Source organism: Desulfobaccales bacterium (assembly GCA_041648175.1).
Lineage (GTDB): Bacteria > Desulfobacterota > Desulfobaccia > Desulfobaccales > 0-14-0-80-60-11 > 0-14-0-80-60-11.
This window is the reverse complement of the sequence record JBAZPO010000003.1, coordinates 160,443-183,156: the sequence shown is the minus strand read 5'-3', so window position 1 is coordinate 183,156 and position 22,714 is coordinate 160,443. Positions and strand designations below refer to the sequence as shown.

Sequence of the window (22,714 nt, the reverse complement as noted above, 5' to 3'; positions counted from 1 at the left end):
CTCATGCAGTTATTGAAGGGCGCGGCGCTGTTCTTCCATTTTATTCAGGAGAAATCCGAAAGACTTGGTGCGGATGGCCTGTCCGAACTGTGTCTGGTAATTATGCAGAATGCTGACCCCATCCACAATGACATCATAGAGAATCCATCCTTGACCGGTCGCGTGCATCAGATAGGTTACCGGAATGTTCTCATTGGGGCGTACGATGGTGGTGGCTACCTGGGCTCTATCGCCTTCCCGGCGTTCGGCGCCATACTGGATGTTTTCCTTTTTGAGGAAGTTGAGGACCAGGCGAGTGTAAGAATCCTGGAACAGGTAGCTGAAGGTGCTGGTGAAGTCCTGGCGCTGGCCCGCGCTGATGCTGTCATAGGTTGAGCCCAGCGAATTTTTGGCCATCATGGCAAAATCGAAGCTGCGCTCAATAATGCCGTGAATGGCGTTCGCCCTGGCCTGGCTGGACAGGGCGGCGCCATTTTGCAGGCTCATGACCTTATCCAGGATGCCCCGCGCGTAAGCCGTGGGACTTTCCGCCCGGGCGGGCATGGTCCAAACCCAGAAAACAGCCAGAGCCAGGCTAAAGATCCAGAGCGGTCTTCTCATCGGTTTTCTTCCTTATCATTCGATGCAACCAGCGTCCCAGGCCCAGAGAGGGCTTAACCGAGGGTTGGAGGTTGTAACCCTTTTCCACCAGGCGGAGGAAAGCCGGCAAGATACTCAAAGAGGCCACAAGCACACTCAGGCTGCCCACGGTTGCCAACAGCCCCAAGCTGAAGGTGCCCCGGTGCCCTGAAACCATCAGACTCCCGAACCCCAAGGTCGTGGTCAAGGCCGCCAGGGCCACCCCTTTGGCGGTGCTGGCGGGCAGAGTAATGGCCCTGGCCGATTCTTCCAACCGCCACCGGGCCAAAATAATGATCCCGAATTCAATCCCCTCCCCCAGAACCAACGGCACGAAAAGGACATTGGCCTGGTTGAACGGGAGGTTGAGCAGCCACATCAAGTTAATGGTGAGGCCCGTGCCCACCAGCAAAGGAATCAGCGCCAGCAGGGCCATTGTCAGGCTGCGGAAGAGCAGCACCAGCATGACGGCAATGGCCAATAAGGCCATGCCCGCAGCCCAGAGGATGGAATTTCGGAACCCCAGAGTGAAGTTATACAGGAGCACCGGGTCCCCGACGGAATTAGGGTCAACACTCCAGAGACTTTTAACAAACCGTTTCAGGGGGCCAAAATTCCAGGTATCTTCCGAAGGAAAAACCCGGATGAGGTACAAGCCATCAGGGCTGACGAAGCGTTGTCGGACTGGCCGGGGCAAGTCCGCCAGAGTGGGGACCGGGGCATTCAACCCCGATATGACGTAGTCCCGGAACTGGTCCCAGGTGTCTCTCAGATCCGAGAAAAAATACTTCCCATAGTCTGCCAGGCGGCGGTTCAATTGAGGATCGTCGGCCAAAAGCCGCGGCACAATCTGATTAATGAGCCGATGGGTCTCCACAAACTGCTCCTTGGTGGCCGCTTGCTCCTTTTCAAGGTTCTTGACGGCTTCAGCCATTTTAAAATTGAGCCGGCTCAAAATCCCGGCCAACTTCTGGGGATCGGAGGATCCCGCCGGGGCCCCGGGGAAGTTGATGCTGCGGATGACCGGCAGCATCTCCCTGAGGATCTGACGTTTTTCCGTTACCTGATGAGGCAGAAAAGAGAGCACTGACTCTACGTGAGAGACCGTGGGCAGCTTTTTCAGGGCCTCGCTCCGGGCCTGAAGTTCCTTGAGAGAGGCTGTGGCCAGGGCGCCATATGAGGTGGAGTATTTGGAATCCTCGATGAGCTTGTATTCCCACACCACTGATTCGGCAGAAGGATTCTGCAGGTGCAGGGGGTTCAGATCGAATGGAACATAGTGTAGAGCAACCCCCCCAAGGGCCGTAATCATCACCCCCAGAGCGACCATGAGACCAGGCCGACGCCAATGCAGATGCAGAAACGGTATGGGTTGCGGCGGACATTCCTGGGGGAAGTCCCCCGGAGTGCATTTTTCCGTAATAATCACCAGGGATGGCACCAGGACCAGGGTGGCGATCAGCATCACCAGGATGCCCATAGCGAGGATGATGCCCAATTCCGCCAGCCCCTTAAAGCCCACAAAAGCCAGAGGCACAAAGGAAACAACGGCAGCCAAACCGGCGTAGACGATCCCCGGGGCCGAGCGCTGAAACGTGCAGGCTAATACCTCGGTGCTGCAATGGCCCGCGGCGCCTTCCTCTTCTTCCAGGCGGCAAAACCAGTGAATGCCGTAGTCAATGGTGAGTCCCAACATTAACGGCGCAAAAATCAGAGAGAGGAGGTTGAGGTGGCCCACCACCAGGGTGACTAGCCCAAAAGTCCAACACAGACCCAGGATGAGCACAAACCCCTCCACCAGGGTGCGCCTCAGACTCCAGAAAAACAGTATCATCAGACATAACTGGCCGGCCAGGGATAGCCAAGTGGCCAGGGTGATGTCTTGCATGGAACTGTGCATCTCGTCGGCTTCCAGGGCGTCAGGACCGGTCACCCCCGCCTGCAAGCCGGGATACCGGGCTTGGACCCGATGCACCACGTCGCGCAGGAGAGCCAGGTCTAAACTGCGGGAAGCATAACCGTCACCTTTGGGCGTCACCAGGAACAAAAGGAATTTGTCATTATCGGTGAAAAAGTAGCCCGCGTCGCCTAAGTCGCTCAGTTCCTTTGGGAAAAAGCTGCTGAACAGGGAATTCTGGGGTTTTTTACCCTCCAGGCTGGCAACCAGGCCCCGGAGAGAGGCATTCAGCAGGGACACATCCGGTAGTTCCTTTTTCTCCTTTTCACCCAAAAAGCCAGTGAAGAGTTCCCCGATCATGGCCCGGGCCATCTGGTCATTCACTAACTGGTAGAAGGTGAGCAGGCTCGGGTTGGCGGCCAGGCCCGACAGCAGACTTTGCTGCCCCAGAAGACTATCTTTGATCTTGGTGAGATCTTTGTCGTCCAGATAGAGGAGGGCCGAATGCTTGAAGCTCTCTGGGTTGATATGATAGAAAAGTTCAGGAAAATGCTCAGGATAGCGCCGCAACTCCGTGGCCAAGTCTTCGGCGAACTTAATGGCCCGGCGGGGATGCCCGTTCTCTACCACCACCACCATGCCGTCACGGCCCCCAAAGGCCTTGTCCATCTTCTCGCTCTGTTGGATAAGGCGCTGGTTACTGGCCACCAGGTCGTTGCGGCTGGTGCGGACCGTCAGGTGGGTAAAAGTATAATAGACTGAAGCCACGGCCAGAACCACGGCCACAATCAGGATGGGCCAGGCGCACAGTCTAAACCCGCGCATTAACGAGGCGCAGGATGATTTTTCATGCTTGCGAAGAGGCAAAGTCTTCCTCAACTCTTGAGGCGAATTTTTTGGGGATTAGGGTACAGCTGAAGTAACGCTTGCGGCAGCGCGTCCGTGTGTTCCCAGGCCCGGGAAGGCCTCCCTCCCCCAAGGATAGACTCCGGACCAGGGCTCATCCCAAAATCTTTTGATATTGCTCATATATTCAGCTTATAGTAAAAATAAAGTCAAGTAATATTTTCCCTCGTTCCCGGCTCCTGGCGGAATAAAGAGCGCCACGACTACAGCACCGTATACCTTAAGATTTAATGGCCCAGAAGGTGTGATCGAGAAGATGCCAATGCAGTGCTTGGGACTGTTAGTAGAGTTAGGATATATATAAAACTATCTGAAATCTTGCGGCTTGGCAACCGGGAAGAAAAAATCCTTGGTTTTTAATGGATTTTTGGCTATTTTCTAAAAAGAATAAGGCCATGGCAAGAAAAAGAACCGATCATGGCCGGGGCACTGCCCTGGCCGAAAGTCCCGCCCCCACCGGGTTTAAGATCAAGGGCCGCCTTTGGCTGGAAAAAGACGGCGAGGCTTTCCTGAGTTGGGGACGGGTGGTGCTCCTGGAACGCATCCGGGAGCTGGGCTCCATTGCGGCTGCAGCCCGGTCCATGGATATGGCCTACAGCCATGCCTGGTCGCTGGTAGCCGAAATGAACCGGCTCGCGGGCGAAGAACTGGTGTCCCGGAGCTTTGGCGGGAAAAATGGCGGCCGGGCCTGGCTCACCCCTGCCGGTGAGGAAATCGTGGCCCAGTTCTGGCGTCTGGTGGACACCTTCCGGGAGTGGATTCAGACCCAGAAGCTTTAAGTACGGACAAAATTTTTTTGGACATGGATATTCCCTGAAAAGAATAGCCATATCAGAAACTCAAAAATTTTCTATAACGGGAGGTGGGGCATGGTGAAAAAATTTCTGGCAGCGGTAGCGGGTCTCATTTTATTACTGGCGTCTCTCGCAGCGCTGGCAGCCCCGGCTCCATTTAACGGCGTATATGGCAGCGGTCCCGAAAAATTTACGCTCGCCACCGGCAGCCCCGGGGAGTTGGGGCTGCTCAAGGCCCTGGGGGAAGGGTTTGATAAGGCCATGCAGGGGAAGATTACCCTCCAGTGGCTTAAGGCCGGTTCGGGAAAATCGCTCCAGTTGCTCAAAGAAAAGCAAGTCGACATGATCATGGTGCATGCCCCGGCCGCCGAAAAGCAGGCGGTGCAGGAGGGCTGGGCCATTGACCGCACTCTTATCGGCTCCAACGAATTCTATATAGTCGGCCCGGCCAACGATCCGGCCAAAATCGCTGAAGCCAAGAGTGCCCTGGACGCCTATCGCCGCATTGCCGCGGCCAAAGCAAAATTTTTCTCCCGGGGCGACAATTCCGGCACCCATAAGAAAGAATTGGCCATCTGGAAAGAGGCCGGCGTCAAGCCGGAGGGACCCTGGTATATCGTCACCAAAGATTTTATGACCGCCACCCTGAAGCGAGCCGACCAGGAGAAGGGCTACTTCATGGTGGACAGCAGCACCTGGGCGGCCGAGAAAAAGAATATGCCCAATCTCAAGGTGCTTTACAAGGGCGACAAGCTGTTGATAAACACCTACCATGCCCTCTGCCAGCCCCAGGGCGCTACCCCGCAAGCGGCGCTGGCGGCCAAGTTTATCGCATTTGTGGCCTCTCCGGCGGGCCAGCAGATCATCAAAGATTATGGCAAAGACCGGTACGGCGAGGGACTCTATAATGATGCCGCTTACGCCCGTCAGTATGTGCATTAACCGGCTGCCGAGTGGCAAGCTAAGGAGGACTGAGCACAATTTAGCCCAGGGAGAATAATTTTGGCCGGCAAGCAAGTTTATAGTATCTGTGGCATGTGTACGGTGCGGTGTCCCATTCAGGTTGAGGTGAGGGAAAACCGTATCAGCTTTATTCAAGGCAATCCTCATGCGGCCGGAATGGAAGGCGCCCTCTGCGCCCGGGGGGGAGCAGGCATTGCCCTCATCGAGGATCGGGAACGTCCACAGTATCCGATGATTCGCACTGGCGCCCGGGGCGAGGGCAAGTGGCGCCAGGTAAGTTGGGATGAGGCCCTGGATTATACTGCGGAGCGGCTCAAGGACGTCATGGACAAATACGGGGCGAAAACGGTGCTCTTCTCCGACCGTGGTGGCCCCTTCCGGGACCTGTACCAGGCCTTCATGCGGGGCCTGGGGTCACCTAATTACTGCAACCACGATTCGGCCTGCGCCCGTAATGTGCAACATGCGGCGCTCTCGGTCATCGGGGGCGGCCGTAAAGAAGTGGGCTACGACTATAAGAATGCCCGCCACGTGGTCCTCCAGACCCGCAATATCTTTGAGGCCATCAACGTCAAAGAAGTAAATGACCTGTTGGAAGGCATGGCCAAAGGCTGCAAACTGACGGTCATCGACATCCGGGCCAATATCTCCGCCGCCAAGGCGGACCGGTTTCTCCTCGTCCGTCCCGGCACAGACTATGCCTTAAACCTGGCGATCATCCATGAACTCCTGGCCCACAAGCTCTACGATGTGGACTTTGCCCAACGCTGGATCCACGATCTGGATAAGTTGGCGGCCTTTGTCAAAGACTACACCCCGGAATGGGCCGCGGCGGAAACCGGCGTTGACGCCGCCGAAATCAGTGTCTTCGCCCAGGACTTGGCCAAGGCCAGCCCCGCGGTCATCTGGCACCCCGGCTGGATGAACGCCCGGTATAAGAACTCCTTTTACCAGTCCCGGACCGCCTACCTGATCAACGCCCTGTTGGGCAGTATCGGGGCCAAGGGCGGGCTGCCGGTGGCTAACAAGCCCAGCGACGTGGGGCGCAAGGGCCTTAAAAAGCTGGTGGATTTGGTCCCCAAACCGAAAGACCAGCGCTCCGATGGCGTGGGATGGCGGTATTCCCATTTTGACAGCGGCCCGGGTTTGCTGCATCTGGCCTTTCAGGCCATCGCCACCGAAGACCCTTACCCAGTCAAGGCGTACATCGCCTATCGTCATGACCCCCTCATGGCCTACCCGGATTCGGCCGCCTTGAAAAATATTTTTGATAAACTGGATTTCCTGGTATCCGTCACCTTCAGTTGGTCCGATACGGCCTGGTACTCCGACGTGGTGCTACCCCTGTCCCCCTACCTGGAGCGGGAAAGCATCCTGGCTTGTAAAAACGGCCTCAAGCCATACTTCTTTCTGCGTCAGCGGGCCGTGGACCCCGCGTTCGACACGAAGGCTGATTGGGAGATTTTAAGCGGGCTGGCCCGGCGCCTGGATCTTGCTCCCCTGGTCTTCGACAGCATCAATGATATCTGGGACTATCAGCTCCAGGGCACTGGGGTCACCATGGCGGATTTCGAGGCCACGGGGATGGTGTCGCTGGCCGAAAAACCGAAGTATCGCTCCCGGGAGGAACTCAGCTTCAAGACCCCTTCCGGCAAAATCGAGATCATCACCGACCGTCTGGAGAAGGCCGGGGTTCCGTCCTTGCTGCCGTATGAATCTCCAGCCACACCAGGTCCGGGGCAATTCCGCCTGACCTTCGGGCGCTGCGCGGTGCACACCCAGGGGCATACCGTCAATAATCCCCTGTTGTCGGAGCAGATGCCGGAAAACGTGCTGTGGATCAACCGGCAACGAGCGGATGAACTGAAAATCGCTGACGGCGAGGTGGTGGAACTGGCCAGCAACGGCCACCGAGGTAGAATCAAGACCAAGGTGACGGATATGATTCACCCCGACGCGGTCTTCATGGTCCACGGTTTCGGGCATACCCTGCCCGTCGAAAGCCGAGCCCGGGGCAAAGGAGTGGCCGATAACGATTTTATGGTCGGAGGGCTAGCTATGTGGGATCAGGCTGGCGGCGCCATGGCCTTACAGGAGCATTTCGTCACGGTCCATAAGCTTGAGAAGGCCTAGTCTTCCAAACTTTAAGAATAGAAATGATCAGCGACATTTCTCGGGAAATCGTCTAATTAAGGAGGATCGAAGATGTTGAAGGGTCTCTGCGTATTCACAGTATTAGCGGTGGTCGTGGCGGCGGGAAGCGTGTCGGCTGAAACCCGGATCAAATGCGCCTCCACCACCAGCACCCAGAATTCGGGCTTGTTTGATTACATCCTGCCCATTTTCGCCAAAAAGACCGGTATCCAGGTTGACGTGGTGGCGGTGGGCACCGGGGCCGCCATCGAAATCGGCAAGAGAGGTGACGCAGATGTCGTCTTCGTCCATGCCAAGTCTCTGGAATTAAAGGCCGTCGAAGAGGGTTACTTCGTGAATCGCCACGACGTCATGTACAACGATTTCGTCATCATCGGTCCTACCAATGACCCGGCCAAAATCAAGGGTCTGAAGTCCGCCGCCGAGGCCTTCAAGAAGATTGCGGCCAGTGGTTCCCCGTTTGTCTCCCGGGGTGACAAATCCGGCACCAATATCAAAGAGCTGGCCGTCTGGAAGGGCGCGGGGATTGACCCAAAAGGCCAAAAATGGTATCTGGAAGCCGGCCAGGGCATGGAAAAGACCCAGCGGGTGGCCAATGAAAAGCAGGCCTATACCTTAAGCGACCGCGGCACTTGGCTGGCCACCAAGGACAAGGACAAGCTGGACATGGTGGTGGTCCTGGAAGGCGACCCCGTGCTGTTCAATCAGTACGGCGTGATGGCCGTCAACCCGGAAAAGCATAAAAACGTCAAAAACAAAGAGGCCATGGTGTTCATCAACTGGCTCATCTCCCCGGAAGGCCAGGATGCCATCAAGTCTTTCAAAGACAAGCACGGGAATGCCCTGTTTGTTCCCAATGCCAAATAATTAAGGCTTAAGGGCAGGTCAAGGGTCACGGCCTTTGACCTGCCCGCCATCTCCTTATGCACTCCATCCTCTACGGGTTTATCGGCGCCTTCAAGCTCATCTTCACGATCAACGCCGAGCTCTTCAAGATCATCCTCCTCTCCGTGCAGGTCTCGGGTTCGGCCCTGGTGATCGCTACGCTCCTGGGTCTGCCCTTGGGGGTTGCCTTGGCCTGGCGGCGAGTGCCCTTCAGGGGCCTGGTGATGAGCCTGCTGAATACCGGCATGGGCCTGCCTCCAGTGGTGGTCGGGCTCTTCCTTTACCTGATCCTGTCCCGGAGTGGCCCGCTGGGATTTTTCGGCCTGCTCTATACCCCCAGCGCCATGATTATCGCTCAAGCTATCCTGGTCTTTCCCATTGTGGCTTCCCTCTCCCATGCCGCCATCGTCAAGGTGGACCCGGTGATCCGCCAGGCTGCCATCACCCTGGGGGCCACGCCCTTCCAAGAGGTCATGGCAGTGGTACGGGAGGCCCGTTACGGCATCATGGCGGGCGTGATGGCTGGATTGGGCCGGGTCATGGCTGAGGTGGGGGCCATCCTCATTGTCGGGGGCAACATTGCCGGTTATACCCGGGTCATGACCACGACCATCGCTTTAGAGACCGATAAAGGCGAATTTGAGCTGGCTATCGCCCTGGGAATTATCCTTCTGCTCATTGCCCTGGGGATCAACGTGGGCCTGAGGTTTTTCCAGCGGCACGGCCGGGTCAGGTCGGGAGTCATCCTATGGGATTGAGCCTGGATGTCTTCGGCATCTCTAAGAGCTACCACGGCCAGGCCATTTTGCGGGACTGCTCGTTCTCTTTTGACCCTGGCCGGACCTACGCCTTGCTGGGGCCCAACGGCAGCGGCAAATCCACCTTTTTGCGGATCGCCGCCCTCCTGGAGCCTCCCGATGCCGGGCAGGTGCGCTATCTTGACCAGGGTGTCTTGCTCCCCCCTGATCTCTCCTTACGCCGCCGGATCACCTTATTGCTCCCCAAAATCGGGGTCTTCAACACCTCGGTGTTCAATAACGTGGCTTATGGCTTGAAGATCCGGGGTCGGCATGCCTCTGAGGTCGAGGCCCGGGTTAATGTGGTTTTAGAGCGCGTCGGCCTGTTCCACAAACGGCGGCAAAATGGCCCGGACCTTTCCAGCGGCGAGACCAAGCGCCTTGGGCTGGCCCGTGCCCTGATCCTCGAGCCCGAGGTCTTTTGGCTGGATGAGCCCACTGCCAATATCGACCCAAAAAATACCGAAATTATTGAACAAATCATGTTAGACATGAAATCTGGGGGAAAATCCACCATAATAGTAGTGACGCACGATCCCGCTCAGGCTCGACGGCTGGGCGATCACTTACTGGTTATGGAGCATGGCAGAATTGTCCCCCTCTAGCGACTCCACTTCGGCGCCGCCGGCTTTCCCCAGGTTCAAGCCTCTTGTCCTGGAAGATCGAGACATTATCCGCAACCTCCTCTGGGCCTATCAGCCCGAGACCTCCGAGCTGACCTTCACCAATTGCTTCATGTGGCAGTCCCATTATGGCTACCAGTGGTCCCTGGATCAGGACCGACTTCTGGTAGTGAGCTTAGCTGCCGATAACCAAGCCTGGGCCCTGCCGCCCGTGGGTCCTCCGCCCCGGGCCGGCCTCTGCCGCCGGCTTTTGGAGTGGCTGAGGGATGCACACGGAGTGGCTAACCCCGCCATCGAGCGGGCCGACCCTAAGCTTGCGGCCGAACTCGAAGGCCAGCCCGGCTTCGTGGTGGAGCCGGTGCGAGATCATTTCGATTACGTCTACTCAACCGCTGATCTTATTGAGTTAGCCGGGGGCAAATACCATGCCCAGCGCAACCACATCAATAGCCTGGGCCGGGCTTACCGCTACCGCTATGCACCCCTTCGGGAGGAATACCTCTCTGCCTGTTTGTACCTGTGCGCCCGCTGGTGCCAGGTAAAAAAGTGTGATGAGGATATGTCTCTGATGGGGGAGTGGGAAGCCATCGGTGCGGTTCTGGCCAATTACCAGGCCTTGGGCCTTCAGGGCGGGGTGATCCTCATCGATGACCGGGTACAGGCCTTTTCCTGTGGCGAACTGCTGAATCAGGACACTGCGGTGATCCATTTGGAAAAAGCCGACCCCGAGTTGCGAAGCCTTTATGCGGTCATCAATCAGCAGTTCACCCGCGAGGTCTGGGCCGGGGTGCCGTTCATCAACCGGGAGCAGGACCTGGGGGAGCCGGGCTTGAGAAAGGCGAAATTATCATACCACCCCCACCGCCTGGTAGAGAAATATCGTATCCGCCTGGCGTGAGGCAGTAGGATATTGTGGTATCCGTTCCGCTTTTCATGTAGGGTGGGCATTGCCCACCGTAATCACCTAAACCTGTATGTATATGACGCAACAATAATATGAGACGCAACCTCGCCCTTACCACCGCTTCCCGGCAGGCCAAATGGCTGGCGGCCGGAGCAATTATCCTGGCGGTCCTGGTGCTGTCCTTAATCCTGGAATTTTCCGGGGCCATCCAGCCCTATCGCCTCAAGACCTTGGATACGCTCTTCCGTCAGGTGCCCTTGCCGGCCGCCTCACCCGACGTAGTGGTGGTGACGGTGGATCAGCCCGACCTGGATTTCTTTAAAAACCAGGGTATTACCTGGCCCTGGCCCCGGCAGGTCTACGCCCCGCTCATCGATTATTGCCGGTGGGCCGGGGCCAAAGCGGTGATCTTCGACATTCTGTACACCGAGGCCTCGTCTTATGGCCCCGAAGACGACCAGCGTCTCGCCCAGGCTACGGCCGCGGCCGGTAACGTGGCGCTGCCGTTCTTTCTATCCCGGGATACCAAGCCGCCCAACCCAACGGAGGCGGACCTGCTCCAAAAAGCCGGCCTTACCATCCCCGGTCCCCCGCCCCGAGATCAGACGAGCTATCGCTCTGTGGTCACGCCCATCCCGCCCCTGCTTAAGGCCGCTGCCGCCCTGGGCAATGTCGAGTCCCGCCCGGATGCGGACGGGATCTTTCGCCGGGTGCCCCTGGTGGTGCCCTTTCAGGATAAATGGCTGCCTACCCTGGGGTTCGCGGCATTTCAGCGCTTCGGGACCCTGGACGCAATGCGGTTTACTCCCGGCGCCCTGCTGGTGGGCAAGAACCCCATCCCGGTGGACCCCCAGGGGCTCTTCCTCCTCAAGTTCCGGGGCCCGAGCCGCAGCCATAAACGTTTTTCCGCGGCCAACGTCATCGCCTCGGAGTCCCGGCGCCAACACGGCCTCCCCCCGGTCTACCCCCCGCAAGCCTTCGCGGGCAAGTGGGTCCTGGTGGGCCTCACTGCGCCGGGTCTCCTGGATATGAAGGCCTGCCCCGTGGCCTCCATTTATCCCGGAGTGGAGGTGCACGCCACCCTGCTGGATAATCTCTTGCGGCGCGACTTCCTTCGGCCAGTCCCTGCTTGGCTGCTTTGGGCCGGGATCCTTATCCTCTCCAGCGCCATGGTCCTGGTGGTCCTGTGGTTTTCAGGACTTGCGGCCACCCTGGCCGGGTTCGCGGTGCTGGCCTTGGGTTACCTGGCCCTGGTTGTGGCGGCCTTTCATTTTAGCTGGTGGGCCGACCCGGTGCTACCCGGCATCGCCCTGAGCTTGAGCTTCGCCCTGGCCGCAGCCTTCAGTTATGCAACCGAAGGGCGCCAAAAATTGTATATCCGGCGCATGTTCGGCCAGTATATGTCGGATGCCGTCATCAACCATTTGCTGGAGCATCCGGAAAAGCTGCAACTGGGGGGCGAGCGTCGCCGGGTCACCCTGTTTTTCTCGGACCTGGCCGGGTTTACCACCATCTCAGAACGCCTCAGCCCCGAAACCGTGGTGGGACTCTTGAACGATTACCTGTCTTCCATGACCGAGATCATCCTGGCAGAGGAAGGCACGGTGGATAAGTTCGAAGGGGATGCCATCATGGCCTTCTGGGGCGCGCCTCTGGACCAGCCGGACCAGGCCCGGCGCGCCTGCCGGGCCGCGCTCAAGCAGCAGGCGGCCCTGAAGGAGTTGAACCGCCAGTTTGCCAGCCTGAACCTGCCCCCTCTAGCCATGCGCATTGGCCTGCATACCGGTGATGCCATCGTGGGCAATCTGGGTTCCGAGAAGCGCTTCGACTACACGGTCATCGGCGACACCGTCAACCTGGCTTCCCGCCTGGAAGGCGTGAACAAATTTTACGGCTCCCATGTCATGGCCAGTGAAGTTACTGTGGCCGCGTGTGACGGCGGAGTGGAGTTCAGGGAACTGGACCTGGTGGCGGTGAAGGGCAAGGAGCGGGCGGTCCGGGTCTTCGAGGTCCTGGGCCTCACGGGAGAGTTGGCCCCTGAGGTCATCCGGCGGCGCCAGGATTTTGCCCAAGGGTTAGAGCTTTACCGGCAGGGCCGCTTCCCCGAAGCTCAGGCCGCCTTCGATTCCATCCTGACAGAGGACCCCGAAGATGGTCCCGCCAAAATCTTTCTGGCGCGCTGTCGGCACTTCCAGTCCACGCCGCCTCCGGCCCCATGGGATACGGTCTTCCGGCCCGACGCCAAATAAGATATAATATAAAGAATTTTGAACCCTTACTTTAAGCCGGAACTGCCGGAAGTTGAAACCCACATAAGATGCGCGACTTCGATAAGACCAAATCCCAGCTGATTGAAGAGCTGACCACCTTGCGGCGGCGCAACGCCGAATTGGAGATCATTAAGGATTACCGGAAGCTCGCCGAAGAGGCCCGGCGTCGAGCTCTGGGTGAACTGGAATACCGCATCGCCGAGCGCACCACCGAACTCCTCAAAGCCAACCAGCAATTGACCCAAGAGATCGAAGACCGCAAGCGCACCGAGGCCGAACTCCAACGGACCACGGAATACCTCGAAAATGTCATTGACAACTCGGTGGATGCCATCGGCATCGTTGACCGGCATGGCAAATTCATCCTGTGGAACCGACGGTCGGTGGAAATCTATGGCTACACCCGGGAGGAATTGGCCGACAAGACGGCCTTCGAGCTCTATGCTGATCCCGCCGAATTGGACTGCATGCTCCAAACACTCCGCCGCGACGGTGTCGTCAGAGAATTTGAGATCCCCATGCAGAAAAAGGACGGCGCCATCGTCCCCATGGATATTTCCATCAGTTTGCTTAAGGATAATGCAGGCCGCACCATCGGCAGCGTCTGTCTGGCCCGGGACCTTTCGGAGCGCAAGCAGGCGGAGGCCGCGCTTAAAAATGCCCAGGAAGAGTTGAGCCGGCACTCCCGGGACCTGGAACGCCAGGTGCGGGAGCGGACCCAGGAAATTAACAGTATTCTGCGGTATACTCCTTCCGTGGTGTATATCAAAGACCGCGCGGGGCGCTACACTCTGGTCAATTCCCGCTATGAAGAGGTGTTCGGCATCCGCAATGAGCAGATTCGCGGCAAAACCGACCACGAAATCTTTCCCGGGACGATAGCTGACCAGTTCCGCGCCTCCGACCTGCGGGTACTCACCCACCGGGAGTCTTACCAGGTGGAGGAAGTCATCCCGCAACCGGACGGCACGCGCACCTATCTGTCCGTTAAATTTCCCATATATGATGAACAAGAAGTCCCCATCGGTCTGTGCGGGATTGCCACGGACATCACCGAACTGAAAAGGGCCCAGGATCAATTACGGCGTCTCTCCGGCAGCATCATGGCCAACCAGGAGAAGGAGCGCAAAGCCATCGCCAGGGAGCTGCACGATGAGCTGGGGCAGGTTCTGACCGCCTTGCGTATGGATGCGGTGTGGCTCAGCGCCCGTCTGCGGCGAGAGGACCCCAAGGCCGGCGACCGTGCCCTGGCGATGTGCCAACTCATTGATAAAACTATTGATGAAGTCAGGAGCCTGGCCACCCGCTTGCGCCCTGGAGTCTTGGACGATTTAGGGCTCCTCGATGCGCTGGATTGGTTTATCACGGATTTTGAAAAGCGTACCGGGATTACCTGCATCTTTAAGCACCGCAACGTGCCCGAAGTCGATGGTATCGGGGCCACGGCTGCGTACCGCATCGCCCAGGAGGCCTTGACCAACGTCACCCGCCACGCCGCGGCCACCGAGGTCAGGGTGAGTCTCCAGCCCGAAAAAGGCGCTCTGACCCTGGCGGTGACTGACAATGGCCAAGGTTTCGACCTTAAGGAGATTGAGGCCTCGGAGTGCCTGGGGCTGGCCGGTATGCGGGAGCGCGCCGGTCTGCTGGGCGGCAGCTTGGAGATCCGGTCCCAACCTGGGAAGGGAACGAAGGTCTGTTTCAGATTACCCGTCCATGGCAGCGGAGGATAGCTCAATGATCCGGGTCCTGTTGGCCGATGATCATGATATTGTGCGGGCCGGCCTGCGCCGCATTGTGGAAGACTGCGGCGACTTCGAAGTGGTGGCCGAAGCCGCCGACGGCCAGGAGGCCATTCTCAAGGTGCAGGAGACCTCGCCGGAGGTGGCGGTCATCGATATTTCCATGCCCGGCCTGGACGGTCTGGAAGTTGTCAGCCGGCTGCGCCTCTCCCACCCGAAACTGCCCATCCTCATCCTTACCATGCACGAGGAAGAGCAGTATGTGGTCCGGGCCATCGAGGCGGGCGCCATGGGTTACATCACCAAGCGCTCGGCCCCGGAATTGCTGGTGAAAGCCCTCCGCAAAGTCCACGCCGGCGGGCGCTTTCTGACCGACGCCGCGGCCGAAGCCCTGGCCCTGCGGCTGGCTCGCGGAACCCAGGGCGGCTCTCCCTTGGATTCCCTCTCCACCCGGGAAATCCAGGTCCTCCGTCACCTGGCCCTGGGTAAGACGGTCCGGGAGATTGCTGAAGATTACAATCTGAGCACCAAGACCGTGGATACCTACCGGGCCCGCCTGCTGAAAAAACTCAACCTGCGGAACAATGCCGAACTGTCGCGCTTCGCGATTCAGAACCGGGTGGTGGATCTGTAAGAAGTGAGGATAGTTAAAGAGTATGTGACCCTCATATAATTTGTGATGACCAAGAGTTATGGGACTCATCCTACCAGATTAAACCTGACAGCTATGGCCCGAATTTACAATTTGGTTAGGTGTAAATATAATCTGAATATAGAAGACGCTAAGTTCGCTTAGAAAGTTTTCAAAAATAGCAGTTAGCGTCAATTTATGGCTCTGGGTCTTTCCCCTTGGATGAGCAAATTTCTGGGAAAGAATTTAGCCCTAAGCCCCTCCTCGAAAAATTACCTCTATCAAATCTGAAGCCCGGCTTGGATCAGATCTAAGAAACTGCGAGCAGCCTGCCAGCCAGGCCATGCTGATTTTTTTAATCCTGCAGGGCCCAAGCTCCATCAATCAGACTTCTAAAAACCTCTTGACATTAAAACATTTGTATAATACATACGTTTATATAATTTTATGAGGGACGCCATGAGTCAAAGAGATAGGGATGCAAGCACCAGAGAGCGTTTGTTGGACGAGGCCGAAGCCCTGTTTGCCGAAAAGGGCTATAACGCCGTGAGCGTCCGGGAAATCATTACCGCCGCCAACTGCAACCTGGCTGCCATCAACTACTATTTCGGCACCAAGAAAAATCTCTACCTGGAGGTGTTCCGGTCGCGTTGGATTTCCAGAGCGCGACGCGTGCAAGAACATTTCTGGAGGTTATTGGAAGACCAAAAACCTTTGTCATTAACCGTGGTGGTTAAGTGCCTGGCTCAGACATTCTTGGAGGGACCGTTTTCGGATGAAGAGAATCGAAGGCAGCATCAACTCATGGGCCGGGAGATGGATCGTCCCACGGAGGCCTCTGACCTGGTGCATGAGCAAGCAATGAAACCGTTTTTTGCCAAACTGGCGGGAATCATGCGCCCCCTCTTACCTGAGAAACTCACGGAAGAGCAGTTAATGCTCAATATTATGAGCATCTTCGCCCTGGTGCTCCATTTTTATCTCGCTCGGAATGGGATAAGCCGGATAACAGGCCGGCAATATGATACCGCGCTCAAGGCCCAGTTGGTCGAACATATCATTAGATTTTCCTTAACCGGCCTTGGCCAAGGCTTCACGCCGGAAGCGGAGACCAACCAGGAAAGGAACTGAGCCACGCTGAGAATCAAGGCCGGGGAATTCTTGGGGATCATCCAAGCGATGGGGAAAGTCGCAGCAAAACTGGGAGCCGCCAGGGGCATCGGTCGCCGCCCCTGGGGAATTTCCGGTCACATCCAGCCGATCAGGAAGCTGCTTTAAGCACTCTAACTGTTATGACCCGCCGCCGCAGAACAGGAGCCAGTTTCCATGCTTAACATCGCTTTGAAGATGCTCTTTGGTGATCGAGGCAAATATCTCGGCATCATCACCGGCATTGCCCTGGCCTCCCTCATCATGATTCAGCAACCGGGCATTCTGATTTCCATCTTAGGTCACACCTACGGCTTCATTTCCGATATCAATCTGCCCGACATCTGGGTCATGGACCCCAAGGTACAGTTTATTGACGACTCCAAGCCTTTGCAGGACACCCAGCTCTATCGGGTGCGAGGGGTGATAGGAGTCGAGTGGGCCATGCCGCTCTATAAGGGCAGTCAGCGGGTGCGTCTGGACAACGGGGAACTGGTGGGTTCCATCCTGCTGGGACTGGATGACGCCACGCTCATCGGCGCGCCCGCAATCATGCTTGAAGGGAGGCTGGCCGATTTGTGCCTGCCGGATAGCGTCATCGTGGACGAAGCCGGCGCCAAGGGCCGGTTGGCCAAACAGTCGGCCACCCTGGGGGGCAAGGCCATTCCCCTCAAGGTCGGCGACGTGGTGGAGCTGAACGACAAGCGGGCCACGGTGGTGGGCATCGCCCGGGGGACCCCGACCTTTCAGTCTCAACCTATCATCTATACCACCTACAGCCGGGCCAAGAACTACGCCCTGAGCGAACGCAAGATGCTCTCTTATATTCTGGTCAAGCCCAAGTTCGATGAGTCACCCCAGGCCGTGGCCCGCCGCATCACCCGGCAGACCGGCCTGGCGGCTTATACGGCAGAAGAGTTTAAGTCGATGTCGTTGAGCTATTTCATAAAAAACACCAGCATTCTCACTAACTTTGGCTTCATGGTCCTCGTCGGCTTTATTGTCGGCGCCGCGGTCACCGGGCAGATTTTCTACAACTTTACCCTGGACAACTTGCGCTACTTCGGGGTCTTCAAGGCCATGGGAACCACGGACCGGATGTTGCGGCGAATGATTCTGCTGCAGGCGCTGCTGGTGGGCTTCGTGGGCTTCGGCCTCGGGGCCGGCATTTGCGGCGTCTTCACGGTCGCAACCCAGGGCAGCAGTGATCTCACCATGAACCTCAACTGGCAGTTACTGCTGGGGAGCGGCATGGCCGTGCTGCTCATTGTGGTGGTCGCCGCCCTGATCAGCGTCCGCAAGGTCCTGAAGCTGGAACCGGCCGTGGTCTTCAAGGGGTGGTGATGAATAACCAGGATATACTGGCCGTCTCCTGTCGTGGCCTTACCAAGACTTACGGCACCGGCGAGACGCAGGTGAAAGCCCTGCGGGGGGTCGACCTGGAGGTGCATCCCGGTGAACTGCTCATGCTGGTGGGTCCCTCCGGCTGCGGCAAAACGACGCTCATCTCCGTCATTGCAGGCATTCTCGACGCCGACGACGGCGATCAAGGTCCTCAAGGCCAAAATTCAGGAAAAATCCTTACCCTGATGAACTGCCCTCACGGGTTAGCCCAGACCAGAACTATATAAGTTAGAGTTGAGGCTAAGTTGGCTTAGATTTCCCGCCAATCAAGTGCTGGTACGAATAAAAGATCACTTGCCACCTGCAAAACTTATCAAAAATTTCATAGAGTTGCGGATATGATTGTCGTATCTGGCGTGGTCATTGTGGGGACTATTCAAGCAGGCCGTGTTCAGTTACCTCTCATCTGAAGCTCGAGTTCTCCAAGACCATCCGCTCCGGCCGATTCGGAAAATGGTGAACCAAGCTTTTGCGGACTTATCCGGAGAGTTTCGTTCCACGTATTTTCGGGAGTGACGCCCTTCCGCTGCTCCGGAGAAGTCGTTGCAGATCGCTTACTATGTCAATTATTCCGATATCCTTTTCAAATTTTGGTCTAAACGAAGCTACTATCATCCATCACCCGCTATTGACAAGCCTCTTGTGCCACCTTACCTTTCCCAATAAACAAGAGATAATGATGTAAACCTAGGCTGATATTTCAGCAAGTTTTTTAGGAAGACTTCGTATCAAGACAATTTTAAAAATCTCATAAGATACCTTAGTCGGAGATAATGACCGACGCACAAATCACTTTTATGGAACTCAGGAAAACCGCATTGAGCCAAAAAAAGGTTGTGGAAACGCAGCTTAGAAGAGGAATGATGTTATTCATTTCCAGGAGGTGTCATCATGGTACAGGTCGATGTTCCCGTGGCCTTTGCGATCGGGACGATATTTGCGGATGCAGCCCACAAACAGCTGCAGACGGGGCGACCCGAATACTTCTGGCGCACTTTGTTGCTGAACAACATTTACCAAATCTTTTTCTTTAGCTGGATCCCTGTTTATTTCATTCTCAATTACTTTGGGTGGGAAACCACCCACATGTGGTGGCATGAAGATTCGGTAATGGCCTATCCCTTCTTCATCCCCATCTTCATGGTGATCTTTTTCTCTGCAGTCAATGGCGGTTTCTTGTTGGGGAATCGGCTTGTCAAACAAGGACAAGTCAAGACCAATCGCATAGTTTACCTGGTCATTCTTATCTATTCGGGCATCTGGATTTTCGGCCAGGTAGGAAGTACTTTCCGCCTGGGAACCTTTAAGCAATGGCAAGCCGGAGCCGCCCCCTGGTTTTATGAAGACCCAACCTTTCTCGCCATGCTAATTTTTAGTCTGCTGATTTGGGGCGTCCCTTTGGCCATTTTTGTCCGCAAGCTCGTAAAGGAAGGCAGCCGTTTGGCAACCCGGTAAGGTTGAGAATGAGATTATAGGTGCAATGAGCCCTTCCTCCAGCAGACGGGTGGTTGGATAAATGACGATGTTTGTTCTTGTCATGGGAGCCCTGGTTTTGGGATACCTGATTCTCAGAGCTAATTCCCTTTGGGTCTACAAAGTCTTAGACCGGGCTTTGAGAAACGACAGAAATATCCTGCCTAAAAGTTATGAGTTACCCAAGTATTATAAGTTGAAAGCAGGGGGTGAAATAGACGTATCCAGCCGTTGGCCCGGTTGGGATGGATGGTACTTCTTCATGGTACCGGATGATAAGAACCTGCCTGTCAAGATGGTGCGCGCCAGCCTCATGACCGGTCTATATGGCTTGAAGGGCATTGATAATTACGAGAACCTGCCGCCGGGATTGTCAGCCTTCGATGTGGTGGAGTACTTAACCCTCATCCCCATGGAGGATGGAGCCGGAGGTACCAGCACAAAGGAGAACCATTTAAGCCAACATTATCTGCCCAAAGGAACCAGCTTGGCCATGAACCCAAATGAGCTGGAAATAACGGTGGCCGAGGGCCAGAGGGGACGATACGGCCAGATCTCGGGAAGCTGGCCAACCTATGAATTTCAATTTATCACCCCCGAAACCGGGATCAATTTCAGCCTCAGTTATACAGGAGAGAAACTCGTCTGGTGGACGGATATGCCTCAGGTCTTCACTTACTTTGCCGCGTTCGGTAGGTTTTCCGGAAGCCTCACCTACAAGCGGGAGACAGGAGTGGAGCAGGTATATGCCCTGGAGGGCAGCGGCTTTTTTGAACACGGTTTTGCCCGCAAACCAGGCAATTTTGACAACCTATGGGCCCCCATCAGATGGTTAAAGAAGCTCCTGCCTTCCCTGAGGCCGGTGCGCTACCACTATGAGTTGCTGTTGGGCGATCAGCCACATCAAGGCGGTTTTATGTATGTCAGAGCCTTGGGGATTACCTGGCGTAATCGTGGCGGGCTTTATGTGGATAACTCTTATCGGGAAGTCAACCACGTGCAAGTAGAATATCTCCAGGACCCGGCGCCTGACTTGCTGCCTATTCGAGAAGGGGAACCACCACTCCCCTTTTACCGGAGTTGGAAAGTAAAGGCAGAAACCGGGGAGGGAATTTTAGAATATGTGGGAATAAGGCAATGGCCGCCGGCGCTCATTGCCAGCAACATGATTTATTATAACTTTTCCTATGAAGGGACCTATAGGGGGGAAGTGATCAGCGGCCGAGGCTATGGCGAGTATGTCCATATTTAGCGTGGGCGTAAACGCAGGTTTAGCCCTGCGCCCTGGGCGTCGCTGAGGTTAACCATTCTTCACTGCAGAGGCGCTGAGAACGCGGAGAGGGCTTCCCGCGCGGAGAAGAGAAATGAGCAAGAGTTTTTATAAAAAAGTATTTCTTATCGGGGCCTTATGGAACATCGGAGGCGGGGTGGTCATTGTGCTGTTCACCGGATGGATATTTGCTTCAGCCAATCTTACCCCGCCTCAACCCTCGGTTTATTACTATTCCTGGATTGCCCTGTTTGTCACCTTTGGTATTGGTTACTACATGGTTTACCAGGATATGTATGCCAACAAGAACCTGGTGATTCTGGGCATGATCGGCAAGTCAAGTTTTGCCGCCATTTTTCTTGCCGGCTTCGCAGCTATGCCGGGACAGATTCCTGGCGTTTTTCTTATCGCAGTCATCGGTGATCTGATTTTTGTGGTGTTATATGGGATGTTCTTAAATTTTGCCAAAAAAAGGGTAGACGAATGATAAGTTGCCGACCAGCTTAGTGGCCTGCGTTCTGAGAAAAGCCGAAGGTTTACAGTCATGAGAGACTTATACGATGTGGTGATTATCGGCTCGGGATTTGGCGGCGCCATTACCGGCTGTCGGTTGGCCCAAGCCGGACGCTCGGTCTGTATCCTGGAACGGGGCAAAAGATGGAGAAGAGAAGAATTCCCCAGAACCACCGGCGAGATCGCCGGGGCTTTCTGGCATAAAGACGAAAACCCTGGCTTTATAGACTACCGGGTCTTTAAAAATATCGATGTTATCCAGGGCAGTGGTGTAGGTGGAGGCTCCCTGCACTACTTCAATGTTCATATCAGAACCCCTGAGGAGATCTTTGAGAAGCAGGGCTGGCCGGCTCAGATCAACCGCAGGGTCCTTTCGCCCTACTATGATCTAGTGCAAGATATGTTGGATGCGGTTCCTTTAAGTCCGCCGGCAGGGCTTGAAATGCCCCCCAGAACCAAGGCGTTTTTGGCCGCGGCAGAACGCAGCGGGCGCCAGGCCGAACTGCTTCATATTGCTGTTTATACCGGCCCGGATCGGGACAACCCCCATAGCGGGGCACCGCAGCGGGCCTGTGATTACTCGGGCAACTGCCTGTTAGGTTGCCAGGTTCATGCCAAGAACACCCTGGATCTTAATTATATACCACTAGCAGAGAAACATGGCGCCGAAGTCTGTCAACTGCATCTGGTGGATAAAATAGAGCCACTGGAAGGCGGAGGCTATAGGGTGCATTTTGACCGAAGCGAGCCCGGCGGCATCGATCATGGCGAGCCTGGGTCGGTCATCGGCAAAAAGGTCATCCTGGCGGCGGGGACTCTGGGAACCACTGAACTCCTGCTGCGCAGCCGGGACGTGCATAAGACTTTGCCTAATCTCAGTCCGGCTCTGGGGACCAGGTTTTCCGGCAATGGCGACTTTCTTCTGGCTGGAACTATGGAGGCCGACCGCCTGGTGGATCCCAGTCAGGGCCCCAGCATTACTGCCGTGGCAGATTTTTCCACCGGCACCAACCAGATCCATATCGAAGATCTGGGCTTTCCCGATGCCGTCACGTGGATGCTGGAAGGCGCCATGCCCAGCCCCAACCGGATTAAGAATCTGTTCATTTCCCTGAGGAATTATCTGTGGTCAACTTTCGGATTTTACCGGGGAGCAAGCCGGCTCAGTTTCGAGTTGGAGAAATTGTTTTCCGGAGGAGCAACCTCCAGATTTTTGCCTTATCTGGGGATGGGAAGCGATGCGGCGGACGGGCGGCTGCGGTTGACAGATGGATGGATCGATATCAGCTGGAGCCATCGCCGGAGCCGGAAGATGTTTAAAGAAATGGAAAAGGCCCTTCGGGCCTTGAGCCGGGGCCTCGGCGGCAGGTATGTCACCAGCCTGCTATGGCGCTGGCCATTCCGAAAGCTGCTCACTGCCCATCCGTTAGGAGGATGTACTATGGCGGATAGCCAAGCCCAAGGTGTAGTCAATCAATTCGGCGAAGTCTGGGGATACCCGGACCTTTATGTGGCTGACGGGTCCATTATCCCGACCGCACTGTCGGTTAACCCTTCCATGACCATCAGCGCCCTGGCAGAAAGGATCGCTTTTTGGTTGATCCATGGTAGGGAGATGGAGCCGGGAGATATGAGAACACCGGAGAATAGGTGAACTTATCTATGAGGCGCTACCTGGTAGCATACCCATCTTTATTGCAGGATCACGCGTTTCCCGATCAAAA

The 22,714-nt window shown here is 56.2% G+C and carries 19 protein-coding genes; 17 read left to right on the top strand and 2 right to left on the bottom strand.

Annotated elements, in window-relative coordinates; translation table 11 throughout:
* Positions 1–9: 9 nt before the first annotated feature.
* Both WC600_04345 and WC600_04340 read right to left on the bottom strand, forming a co-directional pair.
* Positions 10–600 (bottom strand): ABC transporter substrate-binding protein, encoded by a 591-nt coding sequence (locus WC600_04345; GenBank protein ID MFA4901956.1) that lies wholly within the window; start codon positions 598–600, stop codon positions 10–12.
* Positions 575–3,340, bottom strand: a complete 2,766-nt coding sequence (locus WC600_04340; protein ID MFA4901955.1) for an MMPL family transporter — start codon at positions 3,338–3,340, stop codon at positions 575–577. Before WC600_04340 ends, WC600_04345 begins: the two co-directional genes overlap by 26 nt.
* A 476-nt stretch (positions 3,341–3,816) precedes the next feature.
* On the opposite strand from WC600_04340, the gene WC600_04335 reads away from it, so the two are divergent.
* The 17 genes from WC600_04335 to WC600_04255 all read left to right on the top strand — a co-directional run bounded on the left by WC600_04335 (position 3,817) and on the right by WC600_04255 (position 22,644).
* Positions 3,817–4,200: a LysR family transcriptional regulator gene (locus tag WC600_04335; GenBank protein ID MFA4901954.1), complete on the top strand. Its 384-nt coding sequence runs from the start codon at positions 3,817–3,819 to the stop codon at positions 4,198–4,200.
* Between the two features lie 90 nt (positions 4,201–4,290).
* The gene (locus WC600_04330; protein ID MFA4901953.1) at positions 4,291–5,157 is read left to right on the top strand and encodes a substrate-binding domain-containing protein; all 867 of its coding nucleotides are present in this window, start codon (positions 4,291–4,293) and stop codon (positions 5,155–5,157) included.
* A gap of 60 nt (positions 5,158–5,217) precedes the next feature.
* Positions 5,218–7,311, top strand: a complete 2,094-nt coding sequence (locus WC600_04325) for a molybdopterin-dependent oxidoreductase (GenBank protein ID MFA4901952.1) — start codon at positions 5,218–5,220, stop codon at positions 7,309–7,311.
* Between the two features lie 72 nt (positions 7,312–7,383).
* Positions 7,384–8,199, top strand: a complete 816-nt coding sequence (locus WC600_04320) for an extracellular solute-binding protein (protein ID MFA4901951.1) — start codon at positions 7,384–7,386, stop codon at positions 8,197–8,199.
* Positions 8,200–8,255: 56 nt separating this feature from the next.
* Positions 8,256–8,975, top strand: a complete 720-nt coding sequence (locus tag WC600_04315; protein ID MFA4901950.1) for an ABC transporter permease — start codon at positions 8,256–8,258, stop codon at positions 8,973–8,975.
* Positions 8,966–9,619 (top strand): ATP-binding cassette domain-containing protein, encoded by a 654-nt coding sequence (locus tag WC600_04310; GenBank protein ID MFA4901949.1) that lies wholly within the window; start codon positions 8,966–8,968, stop codon positions 9,617–9,619. Before WC600_04315 ends, WC600_04310 begins: the two co-directional genes overlap by 10 nt.
* The gene (locus tag WC600_04305; GenBank protein MFA4901948.1) at positions 9,597–10,535 is read left to right on the top strand and encodes a phosphatidylglycerol lysyltransferase domain-containing protein; all 939 of its coding nucleotides are present in this window, start codon (positions 9,597–9,599) and stop codon (positions 10,533–10,535) included. Before WC600_04310 ends, WC600_04305 begins: the two co-directional genes overlap by 23 nt.
* 98 nt (positions 10,536–10,633) lie before the next feature.
* Positions 10,634–12,790 carry an adenylate/guanylate cyclase domain-containing protein gene (locus tag WC600_04300; protein ID MFA4901947.1) on the top strand — a complete coding sequence of 719 codons (2,157 nt, stop codon included), beginning with the start codon at positions 10,634–10,636 and terminating at the stop codon, positions 12,788–12,790.
* Positions 12,791–12,858: 68 nt separating this feature from the next.
* Entirely contained in the window at positions 12,859–14,541 is a 1,683-nt protein-coding gene (locus WC600_04295) for a PAS domain-containing protein (protein ID MFA4901946.1), read from the top strand.
* A gap of 4 nt (positions 14,542–14,545) precedes the next feature.
* Positions 14,546–15,184: a response regulator transcription factor gene (locus tag WC600_04290; GenBank protein MFA4901945.1), complete on the top strand. Its 639-nt coding sequence runs from the start codon at positions 14,546–14,548 to the stop codon at positions 15,182–15,184.
* A gap of 456 nt (positions 15,185–15,640) precedes the next feature.
* On the top strand, positions 15,641–16,312 hold the full coding sequence (locus tag WC600_04285; GenBank protein ID MFA4901944.1) for a CerR family C-terminal domain-containing protein: 672 nt from the start codon (positions 15,641–15,643) through the stop codon (positions 16,310–16,312).
* Positions 16,313–16,507: 195 nt separating this feature from the next.
* Entirely contained in the window at positions 16,508–17,674 is a 1,167-nt protein-coding gene (locus WC600_04280; protein ID MFA4901943.1) for an ABC transporter permease, read from the top strand.
* Positions 17,674–17,961 (top strand): ATP-binding cassette domain-containing protein, encoded by a 288-nt coding sequence (locus WC600_04275; protein ID MFA4901942.1) that lies wholly within the window; start codon positions 17,674–17,676, stop codon positions 17,959–17,961. The genes WC600_04280 and WC600_04275 overlap by 1 nt, the downstream gene beginning before the upstream one ends.
* Positions 17,962–18,625: 664 nt before the next feature.
* A complete protein-coding gene (locus tag WC600_04270; protein ID MFA4901941.1) occupies positions 18,626–19,189 on the top strand; it encodes a hypothetical protein in 564 nt (187 codons plus the stop codon).
* Between the two features lie 61 nt (positions 19,190–19,250).
* On the top strand, positions 19,251–20,459 hold the full coding sequence (locus WC600_04265; protein MFA4901940.1) for a hypothetical protein: 1,209 nt from the start codon (positions 19,251–19,253) through the stop codon (positions 20,457–20,459).
* Positions 20,460–20,571: 112 nt separating this feature from the next.
* Entirely contained in the window at positions 20,572–20,964 is a 393-nt protein-coding gene (locus tag WC600_04260) for a hypothetical protein (protein ID MFA4901939.1), read from the top strand.
* 57 nt (positions 20,965–21,021) lie between these two features.
* Positions 21,022–22,644 carry a GMC family oxidoreductase gene (locus WC600_04255; protein MFA4901938.1) on the top strand — a complete coding sequence of 541 codons (1,623 nt, stop codon included), beginning with the start codon at positions 21,022–21,024 and terminating at the stop codon, positions 22,642–22,644.
* Positions 22,645–22,714: the final 70 nt, after the last annotated feature.